The organism is Limnohabitans sp., from assembly GCF_040401495.1.
GTDB lineage: Bacteria > Pseudomonadota > Gammaproteobacteria > Burkholderiales > Burkholderiaceae_C > Limnohabitans.
Map to the genome: position 1 here is coordinate 97,137 of NZ_JBBAOI010000002.1, position 19,573 is coordinate 116,709.

Annotated in this window: 23 protein-coding genes and 1 tRNA gene; 17 read left to right on the plus strand and 7 right to left on the minus strand. The window is 49.1% G+C overall.

The window, feature by feature from the left end; genetic code table 11:
• The first annotated feature begins 21 nt into the window (after positions 1-21).
• From tatA to pdxA, 6 genes are read left to right on the plus strand one after another with little or no spacing between them, the layout of a single operon-like run.
• The gene (gene tatA, locus AC9UEO_RS02265; RefSeq protein ID WP_509529328.1) at positions 22-270 is read left to right on the plus strand and encodes a Sec-independent protein translocase subunit TatA; all 249 of its coding nucleotides are present in this window, start codon (positions 22-24) and stop codon (positions 268-270) included.
• A gap of 3 nt (positions 271-273) precedes the next feature.
• Positions 274-765, plus strand: a complete 492-nt coding sequence (locus AC9UEO_RS02270) for a Sec-independent protein translocase subunit TatA/TatB (protein WP_509529330.1) — start codon at positions 274-276, stop codon at positions 763-765.
• Positions 766-771: 6 nt separating this feature from the next.
• Positions 772-1,572 carry a twin-arginine translocase subunit TatC gene (gene tatC / locus AC9UEO_RS02275; RefSeq protein WP_509529332.1) on the plus strand — a complete coding sequence of 267 codons (801 nt, stop codon included), beginning with the start codon at positions 772-774 and terminating at the stop codon, positions 1,570-1,572.
• Positions 1,569-2,708 (plus strand): S1C family serine protease, encoded by a 1,140-nt coding sequence (locus AC9UEO_RS02280; RefSeq protein ID WP_509529335.1) that lies wholly within the window; start codon positions 1,569-1,571, stop codon positions 2,706-2,708. The genes tatC and AC9UEO_RS02280 overlap by 4 nt, the downstream gene beginning before the upstream one ends.
• 1 nt (position 2,709) lies before the next feature.
• On the plus strand, positions 2,710-3,465 hold the full coding sequence (locus AC9UEO_RS02285) for a Nif3-like dinuclear metal center hexameric protein (RefSeq protein WP_509529337.1): 756 nt from the start codon (positions 2,710-2,712) through the stop codon (positions 3,463-3,465).
• A gap of 7 nt (positions 3,466-3,472) precedes the next feature.
• Positions 3,473-4,516 (plus strand): 4-hydroxythreonine-4-phosphate dehydrogenase PdxA, encoded by a 1,044-nt coding sequence (gene pdxA, locus AC9UEO_RS02290; RefSeq protein ID WP_509529339.1) that lies wholly within the window; start codon positions 3,473-3,475, stop codon positions 4,514-4,516.
• A 17-nt stretch (positions 4,517-4,533) separates the two neighbouring features.
• Here the strand turns inward: pdxA and mscL are convergent, their stop codons facing one another.
• The gene (gene mscL / locus AC9UEO_RS02295) at positions 4,534-4,965 is read right to left on the minus strand and encodes a large conductance mechanosensitive channel protein MscL (protein ID WP_509529341.1); all 432 of its coding nucleotides are present in this window, start codon (positions 4,963-4,965) and stop codon (positions 4,534-4,536) included.
• Positions 4,966-5,122: 157 nt separating this feature from the next.
• On the opposite strand from mscL, the gene petA reads away from it, so the two are divergent.
• From petA to AC9UEO_RS02325, 6 genes are all read left to right on the plus strand, one after another.
• Positions 5,123-5,722 (plus strand): ubiquinol-cytochrome c reductase iron-sulfur subunit, encoded by a 600-nt coding sequence (gene petA, locus AC9UEO_RS02300; RefSeq protein ID WP_509529345.1) that lies wholly within the window; start codon positions 5,123-5,125, stop codon positions 5,720-5,722.
• Positions 5,723-5,729: 7 nt separating this feature from the next.
• Positions 5,730-7,130 (plus strand): cytochrome b, encoded by a 1,401-nt coding sequence (locus tag AC9UEO_RS02305; protein ID WP_509529348.1) that lies wholly within the window; start codon positions 5,730-5,732, stop codon positions 7,128-7,130.
• Positions 7,131-7,151: 21 nt separating this feature from the next.
• Complete coding sequence (locus AC9UEO_RS02310) at positions 7,152-7,907, plus strand: cytochrome c1 (protein WP_509529350.1); 756 nt, start codon at positions 7,152-7,154, stop codon at positions 7,905-7,907.
• A 91-nt stretch (positions 7,908-7,998) separates the two neighbouring features.
• Complete coding sequence (locus tag AC9UEO_RS02315; protein ID WP_509529352.1) at positions 7,999-8,610, plus strand: glutathione S-transferase N-terminal domain-containing protein; 612 nt, start codon at positions 7,999-8,001, stop codon at positions 8,608-8,610.
• A gap of 9 nt (positions 8,611-8,619) precedes the next feature.
• On the plus strand, positions 8,620-9,123 hold the full coding sequence (locus tag AC9UEO_RS02320) for a ClpXP protease specificity-enhancing factor (RefSeq protein WP_509529354.1): 504 nt from the start codon (positions 8,620-8,622) through the stop codon (positions 9,121-9,123).
• Positions 9,124-9,159: 36 nt separating this feature from the next.
• A tRNA-Thr gene (locus AC9UEO_RS02325) sits at positions 9,160-9,235 on the plus strand.
• Positions 9,236-9,257: 22 nt separating this feature from the next.
• On the opposite strand, the gene AC9UEO_RS02330 is transcribed toward AC9UEO_RS02325, so the two are convergent.
• From AC9UEO_RS02330 to AC9UEO_RS02340, 3 genes are all read right to left on the minus strand, one after another.
• Entirely contained in the window at positions 9,258-10,193 is a 936-nt protein-coding gene (locus AC9UEO_RS02330) for a hypothetical protein (protein ID WP_509529356.1), read from the minus strand.
• A 241-nt stretch (positions 10,194-10,434) separates the two neighbouring features.
• On the minus strand, positions 10,435-10,827 hold the full coding sequence (locus tag AC9UEO_RS02335; protein WP_509529359.1) for a hypothetical protein: 393 nt from the start codon (positions 10,825-10,827) through the stop codon (positions 10,435-10,437).
• Between the two features lie 61 nt (positions 10,828-10,888).
• A complete protein-coding gene (locus tag AC9UEO_RS02340) occupies positions 10,889-11,380 on the minus strand; it encodes a 1-acyl-sn-glycerol-3-phosphate acyltransferase (RefSeq protein WP_509529361.1) in 492 nt (163 codons plus the stop codon).
• 143 nt (positions 11,381-11,523) lie between these two features.
• Between AC9UEO_RS02340 and AC9UEO_RS02345 the strand changes: the two genes are divergently transcribed.
• A complete protein-coding gene (locus tag AC9UEO_RS02345; protein WP_509529363.1) occupies positions 11,524-12,078 on the plus strand; it encodes a hypothetical protein in 555 nt (184 codons plus the stop codon).
• Positions 12,079-12,413: 335 nt separating this feature from the next.
• Here AC9UEO_RS02345 and AC9UEO_RS02350 read toward each other — a convergent pair whose 3' ends face one another.
• Positions 12,414-12,731 carry a hypothetical protein gene (locus AC9UEO_RS02350; RefSeq protein WP_509529365.1) on the minus strand — a complete coding sequence of 106 codons (318 nt, stop codon included), beginning with the start codon at positions 12,729-12,731 and terminating at the stop codon, positions 12,414-12,416.
• A gap of 79 nt (positions 12,732-12,810) precedes the next feature.
• Here AC9UEO_RS02350 and secA point away from each other — a divergent pair, with 79 nt between their 5' ends.
• From secA to AC9UEO_RS02370, 4 genes are all read left to right on the plus strand, one after another.
• Positions 12,811-15,561 (plus strand): preprotein translocase subunit SecA, encoded by a 2,751-nt coding sequence (secA, locus tag AC9UEO_RS02355; RefSeq protein WP_509529368.1) that lies wholly within the window; start codon positions 12,811-12,813, stop codon positions 15,559-15,561.
• Between the two features lie 3 nt (positions 15,562-15,564).
• Positions 15,565-16,794 carry a bifunctional glutamate N-acetyltransferase/amino-acid acetyltransferase ArgJ gene (argJ, locus tag AC9UEO_RS02360; protein ID WP_509529370.1) on the plus strand — a complete coding sequence of 410 codons (1,230 nt, stop codon included), beginning with the start codon at positions 15,565-15,567 and terminating at the stop codon, positions 16,792-16,794.
• Between the two features lies 1 nt (position 16,795).
• Complete coding sequence (locus AC9UEO_RS02365) at positions 16,796-17,677, plus strand: ATP-binding protein (RefSeq protein WP_509529372.1); 882 nt, start codon at positions 16,796-16,798, stop codon at positions 17,675-17,677.
• An 88-nt stretch (positions 17,678-17,765) separates the two neighbouring features.
• Positions 17,766-18,185: an NUDIX domain-containing protein gene (locus AC9UEO_RS02370; protein WP_509529716.1), complete on the plus strand. Its 420-nt coding sequence runs from the start codon at positions 17,766-17,768 to the stop codon at positions 18,183-18,185.
• Here the strand turns inward: AC9UEO_RS02370 and zapD are convergent.
• Together zapD and coaE are read right to left on the minus strand one after the other, a co-directional pair.
• Positions 18,137-18,889 carry a cell division protein ZapD gene (gene zapD, locus AC9UEO_RS02375; protein WP_509529718.1) on the minus strand — a complete coding sequence of 251 codons (753 nt, stop codon included), beginning with the start codon at positions 18,887-18,889 and terminating at the stop codon, positions 18,137-18,139. The genes AC9UEO_RS02370 and zapD overlap by 49 nt on opposite strands.
• A gap of 76 nt (positions 18,890-18,965) precedes the next feature.
• The gene (gene coaE, locus AC9UEO_RS02380; protein ID WP_509529374.1) at positions 18,966-19,571 is read right to left on the minus strand and encodes a dephospho-CoA kinase; all 606 of its coding nucleotides are present in this window, start codon (positions 19,569-19,571) and stop codon (positions 18,966-18,968) included.
• Between the last annotated feature and the right edge of the window lie 2 nt (positions 19,572-19,573).

Genomic DNA, 19,573 nt, shown 5'->3' on the forward strand with positions numbered 1-19,573 from the left:
CTCTTCATTCAGGAGCATCCCATGGGATCATTTTCAATTTGGCACTGGTTAATCGTGCTCTTAATCATCGTTTTGGTGTTTGGCACCAAAAAACTCAAAAACATTGGTGCGGACCTCGGTGGCGCTGTCAAGGGTTTCAAGGACGGCGTCAAAGACGGCTCTGCAGCGCCTGAAGAACCTGCCAGCGCAGCGGCCCAGCAGGTTGCTGCCAATGCAAACCCCAATGCAGACAAAGCGCCCATCGACGTCGAAGCCAAACAAAAGCCTTAAGCCATGTTTGACCTGGAAATCTCCAAGTTGGCCCTCATTGGTGCGGTGGCACTGGTGGTGATCGGCCCTGAGAAGATGCCCAGGGTGGCTAGAACCATAGGCACCTTGATAGGCAAGGCGCAGCGCTATGTGTCAGATGTCAAAGCTGAAGTGAACCGTTCGATGGACATGGAAGACCTCAAGAAAATGAAGGAAACCATGGACAGCGCCATGACTGATGTGCAAAAAAGTGTGCTCGATGCCACGACCAAGCTCAACCAAGGTGTGGCCAGCTTGGACATGGATGGGCAGGCAGAAGACGGCTACCAGCCCATCATTCCTTACCAATGGACGCCACCACCACCCAGTTACCAACACCCCGGCAAGAACTGGCGCGTTAAGCGCTCGGCCACGCCGCAGTGGTACAAATCGCGCCAAGGTGTTCGCACACGCGCTTTATCTGGTGCCGCCAGAGTAGCCCGTTTCCGCCCGCCCTCAGGTTTGGGCAACAACTAGACCTTTATGGCTGACTCCTCCACCAAAGACACCGACGAACTCGCCGGCACAGAACAACCCTTTGTGCAGCACCTCAAGGAGTTGCGCGATCGCTTGGTCAAGGCGACGATTGCCATCGCCTTGGTCTGTATTGTTTTAAGCCTTTACCCAGGCCCTGCGCAACTTTATGATTTCTTGGCGGCCCCCTTGGTCGCTCAACTCCCTGAAGGCACCCGATTGATCGCCACCTCGGTGATTTCACCTTTTTTGGTGCCTTTGAAAATCATGCTGATGACGGCGTTTTTGATCGCCTTGCCCGTGGTGCTCTACCAAGGCTGGGCGTTTGTGGCTCCAGGCTTGTACACCCACGAAAAGAAACTGGTTTTGCCATTGGTTTTTTCTAGTACCTTGCTCTTTTTCATCGGCGTGGCGTTTTGTTACTTTTTCGTCTTTGGCCAAGTCTTTAAGTTCATACAAAGCTTTGCGCCTAAAAGTATCACCGCAGCGCCTGATATCGAGGCTTACTTAAGTTTTGTGCTGACCATGTTTGTAGCCTTTGGCTTGGCGTTTGAAGTGCCCATTGTGGTGATTGTGCTGGCACGCATGAAAGTGGTGAGCATTGAAAAGCTCAAGGCCTTTCGCTCTTACTTCATCGTTTTGGCTTTCATCATTGCAGCAGTGGTCACGCCACCTGATGTGGTCTCACAACTTGCTTTGGCTGTACCCATGTGCATTCTTTATGAGATAGGCATTTGGGCTGCCCAAATATTCATACGCCATACCCAAGCCCCCGATGAGTCAAAAGGGGCTGATTCAAACTCACCATGAAGCGCCTGTGGCTATTGTTTGCACAAACTGTCACCGTCTTGGTGGCGGTTTGGTTTGTGCTGATCACCCTCAAACCCGAGTGGGTCCAAAGGCCCGCTTGGAATACAGATCTGCAAGTATTTGAGGTCGCCCCTGGTGCTATCTCGCCTACAGCAAGCGCTGGCAGTTTGAGTTACGCCGCAAAGAAAGCTTCCCCTGCGGTGGTCAGTATCAACACATCGCAAAAAGCCGCACTCGAAAAAAACAAAGACCCATGGTTTCGCTATTTTTTTGGTGACCAAGATGACTCAGCACAAACGGGATTGGGCAGCGGTGTCATTGTCAGTCCACAGGGATACATCCTCACCAATAACCACGTGGTGGAAGCGGCTGATGAAATTTTGGTGATGCTTAACGATGGTCGCCAAACCCAAGCCAAGATCATCGGCACCGATCCCGAAACCGACTTGGCTGTTCTCAAAGTGAATTTGGAAAATTTGCCAGTGATGGTGATGAACAATTCCGAGCAAGTCCAAGTTGGCGACATCGTGTTGGCCATAGGCAACCCCTTTGGTGTTGGTCAAACCGTCACCAGTGGCATCGTGTCTGCCTTGGGTAGAAACCAACTGGGCATCAATACTTTTGAGAATTTCATTCAAACCGACGCGGCCATCAACCCAGGCAATTCAGGCGGCGCATTGGTGGATGTGCAGGGCAATTTGTTGGGTGTCAACACAGCCATATATTCCAAATCGGGTGGCAGCATGGGCATTGGTTTTGCCATCCCTGTGAGCATTGCCAAACAAGTGCTTGAAGGCATCGTCAAAGATGGCTTGGTTACCCGCGGTTGGATTGGGGTCGAACCCACAGAACTCACCCCAGAGTTGGCCCAAACTTTCAATGTGAAGCGACACGATGGCGTCATCATCACCGGCGTTTTACAGACAGGCCCGGCATTCAAAGCGGGCATTCGTCCTGGCGATATGTTGTTGGCTGTGAATGACCACAAAGTTCAAAATGTGGCGGAACTTTTGGCGCAAGTTTCTTTGCTCAAGCCAGGGGTGGATGCCCAACTGAAGATTTTGCGTAAAGAACAAGAGCAGGTGCTGTCGGTCACCCCCTTGCAACGCCCCAAAGTTCGGGTGGAGCGTCGCTGACATGGCTGAGCGCACCGCATTGTTGACGCTGTGCGATGGATTGCTGCAACCTGAACGCTTCAAAGACTATTGCCCCAATGGCTTGCAGGTGGAGGGGCGTCCCCAAGTTCAATCAATTGTGTCGGGTGTCACCGCCAGTCTGGCCTTCATTCAATCTGCCATTGATGCTGGCGCCGACACTTTGCTGGTTCACCATGGTTTGTTTTGGCGTAACCAAACGGGTACGGTGACGGGTTGGCTTAAAAAACGTTTGGCCTTGTTACTTCAACACGATATCAATGTACTGGCCTATCACCTGCCACTTGACGCCCATCTAGCGCTTGGCAACAACGCCCAACTGGCCGCACATTTGGGCTTTCGCGTAGACGGCACGTTTGGTGAACAAGGTTTGGGTTTTGTGGGGCAAGCGCTAATGGCTTTTGACAATGGCCAAGCCTTGGCGCAGCTCTTACATAGCCGTTTGGGTAAACAGCCCGTGTCTGTGGTGCCTGACGCCCAAAGGCCTGTTCGACGCATTGCTTGGTGTACGGGTGGCGCACAAAATTTGTTTGAAGAGGCCATCTCCCAAGGCGTCGATGCTTTCATTACTGGCGAAATCTCTGAACCCCAAGCTCATTTAGCGCACGAAACAGGGGTGAGTTTTTTTGCTTGCGGTCACCACGCAACCGAGCGCTACGGCGCCCCTGCATTGGGCGCTCATCTGGCCAAACAGCTCGGCGTCAAGCATGTGTTCATCGATATCGACAACCCCGCTTGACGGTTGAATGAACGCCTTGCAATCTTCCCCTTTGCCCGTGGCCATCACCATGGGAGACCCCGCCGGCATTGGCCCAGAAATCATCCTGAAAGTCTTTGCGCAGTCGCCAGAGTTGACCAAAGGTTGTTGCGTGTTTGGCGATGTGCCAACGCTGCAAAAACAACTCGCCTTGCTTGCCCCTTTATTGCCTAGACCTTTAGCGTGTCTGCCCATCACAGATTTGGCTCAAGTGGGGCAAAGCTTGGATCACCAATTACCTGTTATTCAGTGTGGTGAGTCAACACAGATTGCCATGGGTCAAGTCAGCCCTCAAGCGGGGGCGATGGCAGCGGCGGCCATCCGCGCAGCCACTTGCGCTGCACTCAATGGAAAAGTTGCCGCCTTGGTCACTGCACCAGTCCACAAAAAGGCTTTGCAACTCAGCGGTATTGAATTTCCTGGACACACCGAGATGTTGCAGTCACTGGCTGCGCAACACTTGGGCCTGCCGATTAGCAGCTTGCCGGTTCGCATGATGTTGTCTTGTCCAAGTTTGAGGGTGGTGTTGGTCAGCATCCATGTACCTTTACGCGAAGCCATTGGCTTGGTCACCCTTGAAAATGTTCTTCAAACTTTCCAAGTTACAAATGACAGCTGGCTCAAAATGCATGGTACTGTTCCTCGCATGACTGTGGCAGGGCTTAACCCACATGCGGGTGAAGAGGGGCTGTTTGGGGACGAAGAGAGACGCTTTATTGCCCCAGCTATTGAAAAAGCCCAAGCGCTTGGCATGCATATCCGCGGCCCTTACCCGCCAGACACTGTGTTCATGCAAGCCCACAGTCAGCAGGGACAAGAAGCCACGGATGTGGTTGTTGGCATGTACCACGACCAAGGCTTGATACCTGTCAAATACTTGGGGTTAGACAACGGCGTGAACCAAACTTTGGGCCTGCCTTTTGTGCGAACCAGTCCCGATCACGGGACCGCCTTTGATATTGCTGGCAAAGGGGTGGCTGACCCCAGCAGTTTGTTGGCGGCTCTCAAAGTAGCTAAAGGTCAACGTTTGTAATCGACCAAGCAGTTGAATTACCTGCGCTGGAGATGGTCCCGAATTTCTCGCAGCAACAAAACTTCTTCAGGTGTGGCTGGCGGTGGGGCAATCGGCTCGGCAACCGCAGCGGATTGTTTCATGCGCTGAATTTGCTTGACCATCAGAAAAATAGCGAAAGCCAAAATAAGAAAGTTGATGGCAATGGTGATGAAATTACCGTAAGACAAAACCGGCACGCCCGCCTTGCGTATGGCCTCTAAGGTTCTGGGAACTGAGTCTGGGACCGAACCAAGCACCCAAAAATAGCTGGAAAAATCTAAGCGCCCAATCAGCACCGAGACGACGGGCATGATCAAGTCGCTGACCAAGGATTCAACAATCTTGCCAAACGCCCCGCCGATGATGACCCCCACGGCTAAATCGACCACATTCCCCTTGATGGCGAACTCTTTGAAATCTTTCAACATGAAGCAGTCCTTTTAATGAGTAATTTAAAACTATATTTAACATCATTTTGAAAATTAAAAGATCTAAAAACCATGGTTTTGTGGGGTTGGTTAGACAACGCGCGCTCGGTTAGAATCAAAAGCTTTACAAATTTGCATCCCAATTTAGAGGTCTTTCATGAGTGAAACCACTGTGGACACCAGCAAGCGGACGTGGCTAATTGCCTCGAGTTGTGCAGGTGCAGTTGGCGGCGTTGCTGTCGCGGTCCCGTTTGTCAGTACTTTCAGTCCCTCCGAGCGAGCCAAAGCGGCTGGTGCGGCTGTGGAGGTAGACATTGGCGCCATCAAGCCCGGAGAAAAATTAACTGTTGAGTGGCGTGGAAAACCCGTTTGGATCATCCGCCGCACACCCGAGCAACTTGATGCTCTGAAAAAAGTCGAATCTCAACTTGCTGACCCCGAGTCAAAACGCAACCCCACAGAGCTCACCCCTGAATATGCGCGTAACCAAGCCCGCTCTATCAAGCCTGAATTTTTTATTGGCGTGGGTATTTGCTCCCACCTAGGATGCTCGCCCAGCGATAAATTCCAAATGGGACCTCAGCCATCTTTGCCAGACGATTGGCTTGGTGGTTTTTTATGCCCCTGCCATGGTTCGACTTTTGACATGGCTGGCCGTGTCTATAAAAACAAGCCTGCGCCCGATAACTTGGAAGTTCCCCCTCATATGTACCTTTCAGACACTCGTTTGCTGATTGGTGAAGACAAAAAGGCTTGAGAAGACCATGGCTGATTTCAAAGAAATTTCTGCTGATGCCCCCATGGCCGATAAAGCCTTGAATTGGATCGATAACCGCTTTCCTTTGTCCAAGATGTTCAAAGAGCATTTGAGCGAGTACTACGCGCCCAAAAATTTCAACTTTTTCTACTTCTTTGGCTCTTTGGCCTTGCTGGTGCTGGTGATTCAAATTGTCACTGGTATTTTCTTGGTTATGCATTACAAGCCTGACGCTGCCATGGCGTTTGCCTCAGTGGAATACATCATGCGCGATGTTCCATGGGGATGGCTGATTCGATATATGCATTCAACCGGCGCCTCTGCTTTTTTTGTGGTGGTGTATTTGCATATGTTCCGAGGCCTCATTTACGGTTCATTCAGAAAACCACGTGAACTGGTTTGGTTGTTTGGTTGCGCCATCTTTTTGGCTTTGATGGGCGAAGCCTTTATGGGCTATTTGCTGCCTTGGGGCCAAATGTCCTACTGGGGTGCGCAAGTGATTGTGAATTTATTTTCAGCTATCCCGTTCATTGGCCCCGACTTGGCATTGCTCATCCGCGGTGACTATGTGGTGGGTGACGCCACCTTGAACCGATTTTTCGCTTTCCATGTGATTGCTGTGCCCTTAGTGTTGCTTGGCTTGGTAGTGGCCCACATCATTGCTTTGCATGAAGTGGGTTCAAACAACCCCGATGGCGTAGAGATCAAAGCGCATAAAGATGAAAACGGACGGCCTTTAGATGGCATTCCTTTTCACCCTTACTACACTGTTCACGACATCTTGGGTGTGACAGGCTTTTTATTGGTTTTTTGTGCCATCATATTTTTTGCCCCTGAATTTGGCGGCTACTTTTTGGAATACAACAACTTCATTCCTGCAGACCCACTGAAAACACCCCTGCACATTGCCCCTGTTTGGTATTTCACGCCTTACTACTCCATGCTGCGTGCCATCACCAGCGAAATGATGTACGCCCTTATCGCCTGTGTGTTAGCGGCAGCTTATTTGGGTGCTACCCACGCGAAAATCAGCAGCATGCTCAAGGGCGTGGTTATCGGTGCTGCTGTCGTTGGCGTTGTTTTGATGCTGGCGATTGACGCCAAGTTTTGGGGTGTGGTGGTCATGGGTGGCGCGGTAGTCATTCTTTTCTTCTTGCCGTGGCTAGATAAATGCGCGGTCAAATCCATTCGCTTCCGTCCCGATTGGCATGTTTATTTGTATGCCATCTTCGTGGTCAACTTCTTTGTTCTGGGCTACCTTGGTATGCAGCCTCCTTCATACATTGGTGAACGGGTGTCGCAGATAGGCACCTTGTTTTATTTCGGGTTCTTTTTGTTGATGCCTTGGTGGAGCACCTTGGGTGAAACCAAACCAGTTCCCGATCGTGTGAACTTTGTGGCGCACTGACAGAACCTGGAGCAATCAGTCATGAAAAAATTCTTAATCAGTCTTTGTATGGTCTTGGGAGTGGCTTTGCCCGTTTTGGCCAATACCGATTTGATGCCTTTGGACAAAGCGCCCAATAAACTTAACGATTTAAGTGCCCTGCAAAATGGCGCAAAAATATTTGTTAACTACTGCTTGAATTGCCACGCTGCGGCCTATATGCGGTTTAACCGCCTTAACGACATTGGCTTGACAGACAAGCAAATCAAGGACAACTTGCTGTTCACCACAGACAAAGTCGGCGACACCATGAAGATCAGCATGGACGCCAAGCAGGGCAAAGATTGGTTTGGCGGCAACCCCCCCGACTTGACAGTGATCGCACGATCACGCTCTGGCCCGGGCGGTTCAGGTGCTGACTATTTGTATACCTATTTGCGCACCTACTACCGCGATGACACCAAAGCAACGGGGTGGAACAATTTAGCTTTCCCTAATGTGGGAATGCCCCATGTTCTTTGGGAGTTGCAAGGACAACGTCGCCCTGTTTACAAAGAAGTAACACAGCATGGACATGCTACCCATGTGTTTGCTGGTTGGCAGCAAATCACCGCTGGGAAAATGACAGCTGTTGAATACGATACAGCTGTAGCGGACTTGGTCAACTATCTGCAATGGATGTCTGAGCCAACGCAAAATACCCGAGTACGAATTGGCGTTTGGGTCATGCTATTTTTGCTGATCTTCATGGTCATTGCTTGGCGTTTGAATGCGTCATATTGGAAAGACATTCGCTGATTTCAGTTGTGTTTTCTGCCCGTCTTGTGCGGGTTCTTACAATGGGCCTTGGCTAGTCCATTAAACCCTTAGCCTTTTAGGAGCCAATCTCATGATGGTTTTGTACTCTGGGACAGTTTGTCCTTTTTCTCACAGATGTAGATTCGTGCTTTTTGAAAAGGGCATGGATTTTGAAATCCGTGATGTTGATCTCTACAACAAACCAGAAGACATCAATGTCATGAATCCCTATGGCCAAGTGCCTATTTTGGTTGAGCGCGATTTGATTTTGTATGAGTCAAACATCATCAACGAATACATAGATGAGCGTTTCCCCCATCCACAGTTGATGCCTGGCGACCCTGTCGACCGCGCCCGTGTGCGCTTGTTCCTTTTGAACTTTGAAAAAGAACTGTTTGCCCATGTGATGACGATTGAGTCGCGCAGCCAAAAAGCCAATGAGAAAGCGCTTGAAAAGGCTCGCTCTCATATTCGTGATCGATTGACTCAACTTGCCCCCGTGTTCTTGAAGAACAAATTCATGTTGGGCGACAACTTTTCAATGCTGGATGTGGCTATTGCGCCTTTGCTGTGGCGCTTAGACCATTACGGCATTGAGTTGTCCAAAAACGCTGCTCCTTTGCTGAAATACGCTGAGCGTATTTTTTCCAGACCAGCTTATATTGAAGCGTTGACACCTTCAGAGAAAGTGATGCGTAAATAAGCTGCTGACATGATCAACATTTCGCAGTCATCTTCTACCCGGCCATATTTGGTTCGAGCATTACACGAATGGTGTACCGATAACGGATTTACGCCTTACATCGCTGTTTTGGTAGATGACACAGTGCAGGTGCCCAGAGAATATGTCAACAATGGTGAGATCGTTCTCAACATCAGTTTTGACGCCACCAGCAATTTGCAACTGGGTAACGAGTTTGTAGTTTTCAAAGCCCGATTCGGCGGTGTGGCCAGAGAAATCAGTGTTCCCATAGCCAGGGTGATTGCCATTTATGCACGCGAAAATGGACAAGGCATGGCTTTTCCTGCACCTTCTTCGTCTACTGGTGAGGCTGAAGATGCGGTGCCCAAAACAGTCGTGTCTGCGATCAAGCCTATCCTAGGTTTAAGCACTGCAAACTCACACCAAACGCAAGACAGTGATGACCCAAGCGATCCCCCAAAACCACCTCAACCCAGTACGGGCAGCAGACCACAACTCAAGCGCATCAAATAATTTTGCCTAGGGTGTTGTGGTTAGAATATCTACAGTGCCGATTTAGCTCAGTTGGTAGAGCAACCGCCTTGTAAGCGGTAGGTCATCAGTTCGAATCCGATAATCGGCACCATTTTTTACATACTACCCAGTAATTAATTGTTATTTGAAGCACGACATCTTTGAATATCGCAAGCCGTTGGAAGCTGCGATCTGTATTCAATGTTTGTTGGCATCACCCCGTTATTTCGTATGGAACATTTTTCGCCACTGGCATTGGTGTAGTAAGACAGCACATCCACACAGCGTCTAGAGTGTGAGGTCAAGCCCTGAAAATGCCCGATTTCATGGGAAACCACCATTTGCAAGGTTTCCAAAAGGTTTCTCGTGGCATTTGCCTTTCTCAGGTTTACAAAGGCTTCAGGGCTGAGCGTCAACGTTTTTTTGGTGATGTTGGCCAAGCCAATCGTTCCTAATTTATCTTCATCACTCCAGAGCGCGGCTATTCTGAGGCCAACAGGTGCAGAACTGGCATCGCGCTTCAAGATCACATTATTTTGACCCCCGCACTGATCCCAAGCAGTAGCAGAATTTTTGAGTGATAACAAAACAGCTTCTTCGCTGAAACCTTCAGGTGCACCTTGGTGGTCATAAACGTAGACCATGCTTGGACTGAGCATTTTGGTGTCTTTACCGCCATCGTTCCAAGTAACGATCTCATTGGCCAAGCACTGGTTGATTTCACTCTCACGCAAACCCGTAGGGCTGATGCTGGTCGCAACACTTTCTTCAGCTTTTTTTGCAGTGGGCGTTCTCTTTTGGGTACCGACGGTATCGGCTTGGGTAGAGGCAGCAGCGGACGCCGACTTGGGAGGGGCGTTGGGCGAACTATTGGCAGCCGACTTACGGGCGTTGCTTAAACCGCTGATAGCTTGATTGACTTTCGCTGTGTATGACGTTCCTAACCAAAGTGGAGCATTGTTATTGATCGCATCTAATTCAGCCGATGGACAGTTGCTCTTGCCAAACTTTGCCAGCCAAGCAAGGGCGTTTGTCTCACGAGCGTCCACGTCATTGGTGGTGTACGCCAAGGCTTTAAATTCATTTGAAAGACAAGAGGCGGGTAAATTTTTAACTTGAGCTTGGACCAAATGATTCAGTGGAACAAACAGGCCAAGGACAAGTAATGAAACCCCAATAGCTGAATGCCGAAAAACTTTGAGCAAAACAAAAGGCATGAGATTTAAATTGAGGGTGGAAAGAGCATTATGAATATCGCATCAGCAAAAAAAGGGGCTAGACTGAGGGACATTATTTCTTAATGGGTGCAGTTCATCTTGGCCTGTCAACAGCTTTTTCAAGCTCTTGCGCAGACGCTTTTTTTTGTTTGTAAATTGTTTCTATAGAAGAAATGATAGCGGGCGTATTTGAGGTGCCTAGCCAGACAGCTTGGTTCATCAGAATAAATTCAATTTGATCAAGAGGGCAAGACTTACCGTACTTACTAAGCCACTCTTTTGCGCGGTCTTCTCGCAGTTGCGCATCATTCGTGGTGTATGCCAAAGCTTTGAAATCTGTGGCTGAACAAACTACAGCAGGCGGGGGAGTTATTGCCGTATTTTTATTTTGCGCAGAGGCATCATTGATTACGAATCCGCCAAAAGTCAAAAAAAACAACCATCCCAATCGGGGGCGTGAAAGGCTAAATTGAAACTGTGAAAGCATAAATTTGATTCTATAGAGCAGAAATGTTTTGCAGGAGAAAAAGAATAGGAAATCGAATTTATTAATCTATAACAAACTGAGAGGCGTTTTTACCTTTAAAAGTCGCATAAAAAGCTTTGATGCGTGTCATATCTGTTTCTAAATCGCCTGTTGGCAAAAGCGCTGGACCCAGTCCAGAGGTTTTACTGCCAAAGTCTAAAAACCCCAACACGATAGGAACCTGTGCCTCCAGTGCGATGTAATAAAAACCGGTCTTCCATTGTCGTGACTGCGATCTTGTGCCTTCGGGAGGAACCACCAAGTGCAATTCGCCATCTGCATCGCGCAAGGTTTGAGCCGAAGCTGACACCATATTGGTGGACTGAGAGCGGTCAACAGCAATGCCGCCCAACCAACACATCAAACCTCGAAATGGAAAGCGAAAGATTTGAATTTTCCCCATCCAATGGATATTCAAATCAAGGGCAAATGCCACCATCAGTGTGTAAGGCAAATCCCAGTTGCTGGTGTGAGGCGCTGCAATCAAAACGCTCTTGGGTGTATTTGTAGGCATTTGACCTACTAATTTCTATCCTGACAAGCGCAAAAAGAAAATAGAAAACCTTTTGAGTAAAGGGCTAAGGACCGGCATGGTAAAAATCGTCAACCGCATAAAACTGCTTGTAAAAATAATGCCCTAACCATACCACCAGTCGAATGGAAAAAGACGCAATGAATATCAGATGTAGCCGCTTCGCTTTGGCGCTGATCGGCGTGATGGTGACTGGATTGTCATTCGCCCAAGGTGGGTCTGCCATCACATCGCAACTGGATATGCAGATGACAGAAAAAATTTGGGAGTTCATCAAAACAGAAACCCAAGCACCTGCTAATTTGCCCATGCCCCCCATACTGTTTGATGAAAACATTCCTAAAGAAGCGAGGATGGTGTTTCAGTTCCCAAGTGAAGATGCTCCCGATAACCCTATGCAAATTTCAATCGGATCAACAGCCACTCGTTTGTGGAGACAGGAAATGTTTATATGGGCCTTAGGCCATGAACTAACCCATTACGCGCTATTAATGCAAGAAAATCGCTGGGAGGATAAGACGGTGTATGTAAACAATATTCGCCATCATTGCAATGTTGAATTCATGCGAATCACCCGAGCTATCGTGGAAATTATTTGGGAGCAATACCAAAGCGTTGCAGGGCGAATGCGCATGTACAGCGAAGTTCATAAAAGCTGTTCACGCCAGCCGATGCAATAAAGTATTTACTTAGTTTTCACGCAAACCGATTGTTTGCCGGGCACACAGGTACCTGCACAAATAGCTTGACCTATGTAATTCAATGCGGTTCGGCCATTCGGTTGATTGGAGCAAACCACTGCACCATTGGTCATATTTATACATTGACCCACGCCACAAAAAACCTCTCCGCTCGGTCTTTGTCCTATGCCGCCTTGATCAGGAGCACACCACACAGTGCCGTCATTGTCCTTTTTGCATTGGCTTTCATCTTCAGCCCAGCTCGAAAGATATAAAACTGACAAAAGTAGGCCAGTTAATAACTGCACAAAAAAAAGTGGCATAGAAACTTTCATTTAGCGGGACATGACTTTGACGCGGATTTTTTCAATGGGAAAGTTGTGCGAGCGCAAATGGGCTGACAAAGCAGGAACCAGTTGACGAAGTTTTGCACCCGCAGCATTGTGGGGAACCAGTAGACACCAACCCTGAGCATCCAAGGGGCCAGCTTTCACAAGACCCGACAAACCCAAGGGCAAAAGGTCTTGAATGGACGCCAAACAGGCTTGCGATTGCTGACTGATCTGCATCAGCGAGGACAAGGTGGCGGATTGGGCCATGGCTGATTGAACAGGGGTCGCGGATCGAGATTTAAAGGTATTTGTGGCAGACATGCCCTGATTATGTAGTGCTTGGCACAGAGGTTAAAATTAAACCTTATTCATAAGGAACGTACGTATATGTACCGCTGGCATGGCATTTAATCTTCTGACCCAGATATTCGGTAGTCGCAACGATCGGCTGCTAAAACAATTTCGCAAAACCCTAGAGCGTATCAATGGGCTAGAGGCCAGCTACGAGCATTTGAGTGACGAGGCCCTGCGTCAAAAAACAAACGAATTTAAACAACGATTTGGGCAGGGCGAGACCTTGGAAAGCCTATTGCCTGAGGCTTTTGCGGTTGTCAGGGAAGGCTCTAAGCGGGTCATGAAGATGCGCCATTTTGATGTGCAAATGATGGGCGGTATCGCTTTGCACCAAGGCAAGATAGCCGAGATGCGCACTGGGGAAGGAAAAACCCTCACCGCCACTTTGGCCGTTTACCTCAATGCATTGAGTGGCAAAGGCGTTCATGTGGTGACAGTGAATGATTATTTGGCTAACCGTGATGCGCAATGGATGGGCCAGCTCTATCAATTTCTAGGTTTGAGTGTGGGTATCAATTTATCTCAGTTAAACCGAGAAGAAAAGCAAGCCGCTTACAACTCTGACATTACTTACGGCACCAACAACGAATATGGTTTCGATTATTTGCGTGACAACATGGTTTATGAGGTGCATGACCGAGTTCAGCGTGGCCTCAATTACGCAATAGTTGACGAGGTTGACTCTATTTTGATTGATGAAGCCCGAACGCCGCTCATCATCAGTGGACAAGCCGAAGACCACACCGCCACCTATGTGGCCATGAACAAAGTTGTTCCTTCCCTGACCCGTCAAGAAGGTGAATTAGATCTGCGCACAGGTGAAGGCGTGACCAAGCCCGGAGACTTCACCCTAGACGAAAAATCGCATCAGGTGTATTTGACTGAACTGGGCCATGAAAAAGCGGAGAAAGTGCTCTCAGAGATGGGCTTGTTGCCAGAGGGGGCGTCTTTGTATGACCCCTTGCATATTGGCTTGGTGCACCATTTGTATGCTGCATTGCGTGCCCATCATCTCTACCACCGCGATCAACATTACGTGAATCAAAATGGCGAGATTGTCATCGTAGACGAGTTTACTGGTCGATTGATGTCCGGTCGCCGTTGGAGTGATGGTTTGCACCAAGCGGTGGAGGCCAAAGAGGGTGTGCCGATTCAGGCTGAGAACCAAACCATGGCCTCGATCACCTTTCAAAATTATTTCCGTTTGTATGGAAAATTGTCTGGTATGACCGGAACCGCCGATACAGAGGCCTATGAATTTCAAGAAATTTACGGTCTAGAGACAGTCATTATTCCGCCCAATAAACTTAGCAAGCGAGATGACCAACTCGATCGGGTCTACAAAACCACGGACGAGAAATACAAAGCTGCTATTGAGGACATTCAGGAATGTCATGGCAGAGGGCAACCTGTTTTAGTAGGTACAACCTCCATTGAATTGTCCGAGTTGCTTGCTGGACTGCTTGTCAATGCTGGGTTGGCCCATCAAGTGCTCAATGCAAAGCAGCACGCCAAAGAAGCAGATATCGTGGCGCAAGCCGGTGCATTGGGCTCCATCACCATTGCCACCAATATGGCGGGGCGTGGTACAGATATTGTCCTAGGGGGCAATATTGAAAAAAATATCGCCATCATCGAGTCCGATGAGAGTTTGAGTGAAGACACCAAAGTCAACAAAATTCAGGAGCTTCGTGCTGCATGGCAAAGAGACCATGAGAAGGTCAAGTCCTTAGGGGGCTTGCGCATCATTGCCACCGAGAGGCATGAATCTAGACGTATTGATAACCAACTCAGAGGTCGATCAGGACGTCAGGGCGATCCTGGCTCATCGCGTTTTTACCTCAGCCTAGACGATTCGCTGATGCGCATATTCGCTGGTGAGCGCGTCAAAGCCATCATGGACAGATTGAAAATGCCTGAAGGCGAAGCCATTGAAGCTGGCATGGTGAGCCGCAGCATTGAGAGTGCGCAGCGTAAGGTAGAAGCGCGTAATTTCGATATTCGCAAGCAGTTGTTGGAATACGACGATGTTTCCAACGACCAACGTAAAGTCATTTACCAGCAGCGCAACGATATTTTGGATGCGCAAGATTTACGTTTTCAAATTCAAAGTTTGCGTGAAGGCTGCTTCACCGACTTGGTTCACCAATTTGTGCCACCCGAGTCTGTCGAGGAGCAATGGGACTTACCAGCCTTGGAAAGTATTTTATTGAACGAGTGGCACTTGAGTGTTGCGCTTTCTCAGCAGGTTCAAGACGCACAAGCGATCACGGCTGAAGACATTGTCAAAACTGTTGTCGATGCTGCCAACCAAAGCTTTGAAGAAAAGATCAGCAAGGTAGGCGTTGAACAATTCACGCCTTTCATGCGAGCCGTTCTGCTGCAAAACATTGACAGCCACTGGCGAGAGCATTTGTCTTCACTTGATTATTTGCGCCAAGGCATTCATTTGCGCGGCTATGCCCAAAAGCAACCCAAGCAAGAGTACAAACGGGAGGCTTTCGAGCTTTTTGGTCAGTTGTTAGACATGGTTAAAACCGAAGTCACCCGAATCTTAATGACTGTGCAAATTGAGTCTACAGAGCAAGTCCAACTTGCTACCAACCAATTAGAGGAAAAGGCGGAAGCTATTTCCAACATCATTTATTCCGCACCCGATGAGACTGGGGTCACACATGTGTTTACTGGCAGCACCGAAGAAACCCCCAATGCGGGTGTTCTAGCTGTGGGGCGCAATGAGGCTTGCCCTTGTGGCAGCGGGAAGAAATACAAGCACTGCCACGGAAAGCTTGCCTGAACCATGCCTGTCAATCTCATTGCACCAGTTGCATCCGATTTATTTCCAGTACCAGGAATTGAAATAGGCACTGCAAGTGCAGGTGTGCGTAAAGCTAACCGCAAGGATCTCACTGTATTTAAGCTTGCTTCAGGCTCCAGTGTGGGCGCGGTTTTTACACAAAACCGTTTTTGCGCAGCCCCTGTTCAAGTCTGTCAAAGTCATCTGAAAGTCACGCAAGGCATACGTGCTTTGGTGATCAATACAGGTGTTGCTAACGCAGGAACGGGTGAATCAGGCTTGTTACACGCCAACCAAGTTTGCCAAGCCTTGGCAGATCTTCTCCAAGTCCAAGCCGATCAGGTTTTGCCGTTCTCTACTGGCGTGATCATGGAGCCTTTGCCAGTCGAGCGCATTGTGGACGGACTGCCATTGGCTTTGGCCGATTTGGCACAAGACCACTGGTCACAAGCGGCTAGTGCCATCATGACCACGGACACCTTACCCAAGGCTGTGAGTCGTCAAATTCAAATCGATGGTGTAACAATCACCATAAGCGGTATCTCTAAAGGTGCTGGAATGATTCGCCCCAATATGGCAACCATGCTGGGCTTTATTGCGACTGATGCTTGTATTTCACCTGCCTTGATGGACAACTTGGCTCTGGACTTAGCGCAAGCTTCTTTCAATCGAATCTCCATCGATGGCGATACATCCACCAACGACTCTTTTGTGGTGATGGCCTCATGCAAAGCGTCTCATAAGCCTATCGACAGTTGGTCTAGCAGCCATGGCCATGCACTTAAAGAAGCGCTTACCGATGTGGCTCGATGGCTTGCACAGGCAATTGTGCGTGACGGCGAAGGCGCCACCAAGTTCATCACTGTCACGGTGGAGGGCGGGAAAAACAGTGCAGAGTGTTTGCAGGCCGCTTATGCGATTGCCCACTCACCTTTGGTGAAAACTGCTTTTTTTGCCAGCGACCCCAACCTTGGTCGCATCTTGGCCGCCGTTGGCTATGCTGGCATCGCTGATCTGGCGCAAGACAAGATTGAGCTTTTTTTGGACGATGTGCATGTGGTGACACGAGGTGGCAGAAATGCCACTTACAAAGAAGACGACGGCAAGCGGGTCATGAAGCAGTCGGAGATTACTGTGCGGGTGGTTCTTGGACGAGGCGACGCCATTGAAACAGTTTGGACGTGTGACCTGAGTCATGACTACGTCACCATCAACGCTGACTACAGAAGCTGATATGGGAATCAATGAGCATCTAGAGCGCATGTTGCTGCGAGCCGAAACCTTGATGGCACGTATCGAATCGGTACTTCCCCAAGCACTGCACGCCCCTGACTGGCGTGCCAGTATTGCTTTTCGCTACCGTAAACGCACCAACGGGCACGGCGTGCTCGAACCCGTCAAACATGTGGCTAACTTGTCCTTGGATGATCTAAAAGAAATTGACATTCAAAAAGAAAAAATTCAACGCAACACTTTGCAATTTGTTCAAGGCTTGCCTGCGAACAATGTCTTGCTCACAGGCGCACGAGGCACAGGAAAATCCTCTTTGATCAAAGCCTGCCTGCAAACCTACGCCCCAGATGGATTACGTTTAATTGAAGTCGATAAGCAAGACATGGTGGACTTGCCCGACATCATCGAGGTGGTTGCCAGTCGGCCCGAAAAATTCATCATCTTTTGCGATGACTTAAGCTTCGAAGAGGGCGAGCCTGGCTACAAGGCTTTGAAATCTATTCTTGATGGCACGGTTGCTGCAGCCACACCCAATGTGTTGATTTATGCGACCAGCAATCGACGTCATTTATTGCCTGAGTACATGAAGGACAACCTTAGCTACAGCCACACTGCAGATGGTGAGGTCCACCCAGGCGAGGTAATTGAAGAGAAGATTTCGCTGTCAGAGCGCTTTGGTTTGTGGATCAGCTTTTATCCTTTCAGCCAAGAGGCCTATTTGCTCATCGTTGATCAATGGCTGTCATCCTTAGGTGTTTCGCATGAGTTGATTAACAAGGCTCATCCAGAAGCTTTGGTGTGGGCACTCGAACGTGGTTCGCGCAGCGGTCGTGTGGCTTTTCAGTTCGCCAGAGACTTTGCAGGACGGCTTGGTGCTCACTGATCCTATTCGTTTGTCTGCTACCCAAGAGGGGCAGGTCCGGGTTGCCGATGCGCAGATACCTCGCCCTGAAATTGATGGCCAACGCTCAATGACGCAAGTGGCGGTAGGTGTTCTGATTCGTTCAGACAGTTTTTTTTTATTGACCACCCGACCTGAGGGAAAGGCTTATGCGGGGTACTGGGAGTTTCCAGGTGGCAAAGTTGAAGAGGGTGAAACCGCCGAGCAAGCGCTTGCGCGTGAACTTCGAGAGGAACTGGGCATTGAGGTGATTCGTTATGCACCTTGGCAAACTGAGTGCATTGATTACCCCCATGCGTTGGTGCAACTGCATTTTTACAAAGTTTTTGAATGGCAAGGTGAGTTGCAAATGCGTGAGGGTCAGCAGTTTGCTTGGCAGTGTTTGCCTGTAGAGGTATCGCCGGTATTACCTGGCACGTTGCCAGTACTGGAATGGCTGGCTCAGGCGCAGAGTTCTATTTCAAACTCTGCATTTTCAGTGGCTGCTTGAGGCTTACCTTCCCAATTTTGATGGATGAGTCTGACCCAGACCATCATTCTGTTGCCACTGATCTCTGGCACCAAACCCAGAGCAGGATCGATGAACACTCGCATCATTTGAAATCGCCCTTGAGGCAGCGCCTGTTGAAATTGTCCGTTGTTGGCAATAACGCGCTGTGCAGCACCACTCTCGCGTAACAAACGCATCAACAGCACTACGCTGTCGTTGAGCGCTTTTAGAGGCTCTGACCATTTCAAAATATTCAGGCGTCGGACATCTGGATCTAATTGTTTCCACGCGTGGTAAGCAGGCAGGTCAAACGCACAGGTGCCACCAGGAATCGCGACACGGTTGCGCAAACTGCTCAAAAAATCGTTATCGCTCACGCAGTGACCAATCCGACTGCCAATCGTATTGAAACCGTTTAAGCACTGGTCAATTTTTTGTAGCAATTCATCCAACACTTCCACAGACACCGATGGGTTGCCACGGTAGCTATTGAAAAGTTGTTTGTGTCTATCGAGTTCTTTCAATATGTCAGACTTCAAATCTGATCGACCCCCAACATCCACAATTTCAAACAGTGTGGTAAGGGCAAAGTGATGATCAATTTCAGAGGAGCGTAACAAAAGCTGCTCAAAACGCTCCAGCAGGTATTCAAGTCGCAGGTAGGTGCGAATTCGCTCGTTAAATGGGTGTTCGTAAAGAATCACAATACTTCGCAGGTGGGTAAAAAGCAACTGCCAAATCATAACCGCTCAAATGGGGGGTTTCTCTCCTTGACTTTGCCTAAATGGGCTCCCATGCATCAGCCTGTTTTTGCAGGGCGCTCAAATCGTCGCTGTCGTTATCGATGACCCAGTTGGCCACGGCTAAGCGTTCTTGTCGACTGGCTTGGGTGGCCATCACCGCTTGCGTCTGTGCCTGAGTCCATCCGTTCCTCGCCATGACACGGGAAAGTTGCCTAGCCTGGCTGCAATCCACCACGATGATGCCGTCGAGCTGCCCCTGCCACTGGGAGGACTCGACCAACAAAGGAATATCTAGGATTGCCAAGGGTTCTCCCTTGTCTTTGATGGCGCTTAATTTTTCAGCAATAGACGCTCGGACAAGCGGGTGCAAAATATTTTCCAATTGCGTCTTAGCTTGGGGATGATTAAACACCAAAGTACGCATTTGGTCTCTGTCCATGCTGCCATCCAATGCAATAAAACTATTGCCGAACGCTTCGCGAACCTTTGCAATGGCCAAGCCGCCAACGCCAGTCAGCTCCCTAGAAACCGCATCTGCATCAATCAATGCAAAACCACGAGCGCTCAACATGGCTGCAAAGGTGGATTTGCCGCTGCCGATGCCGCCTGTCAGTCCAATGCGTTTGAATGAGGGGTGTTGCATAA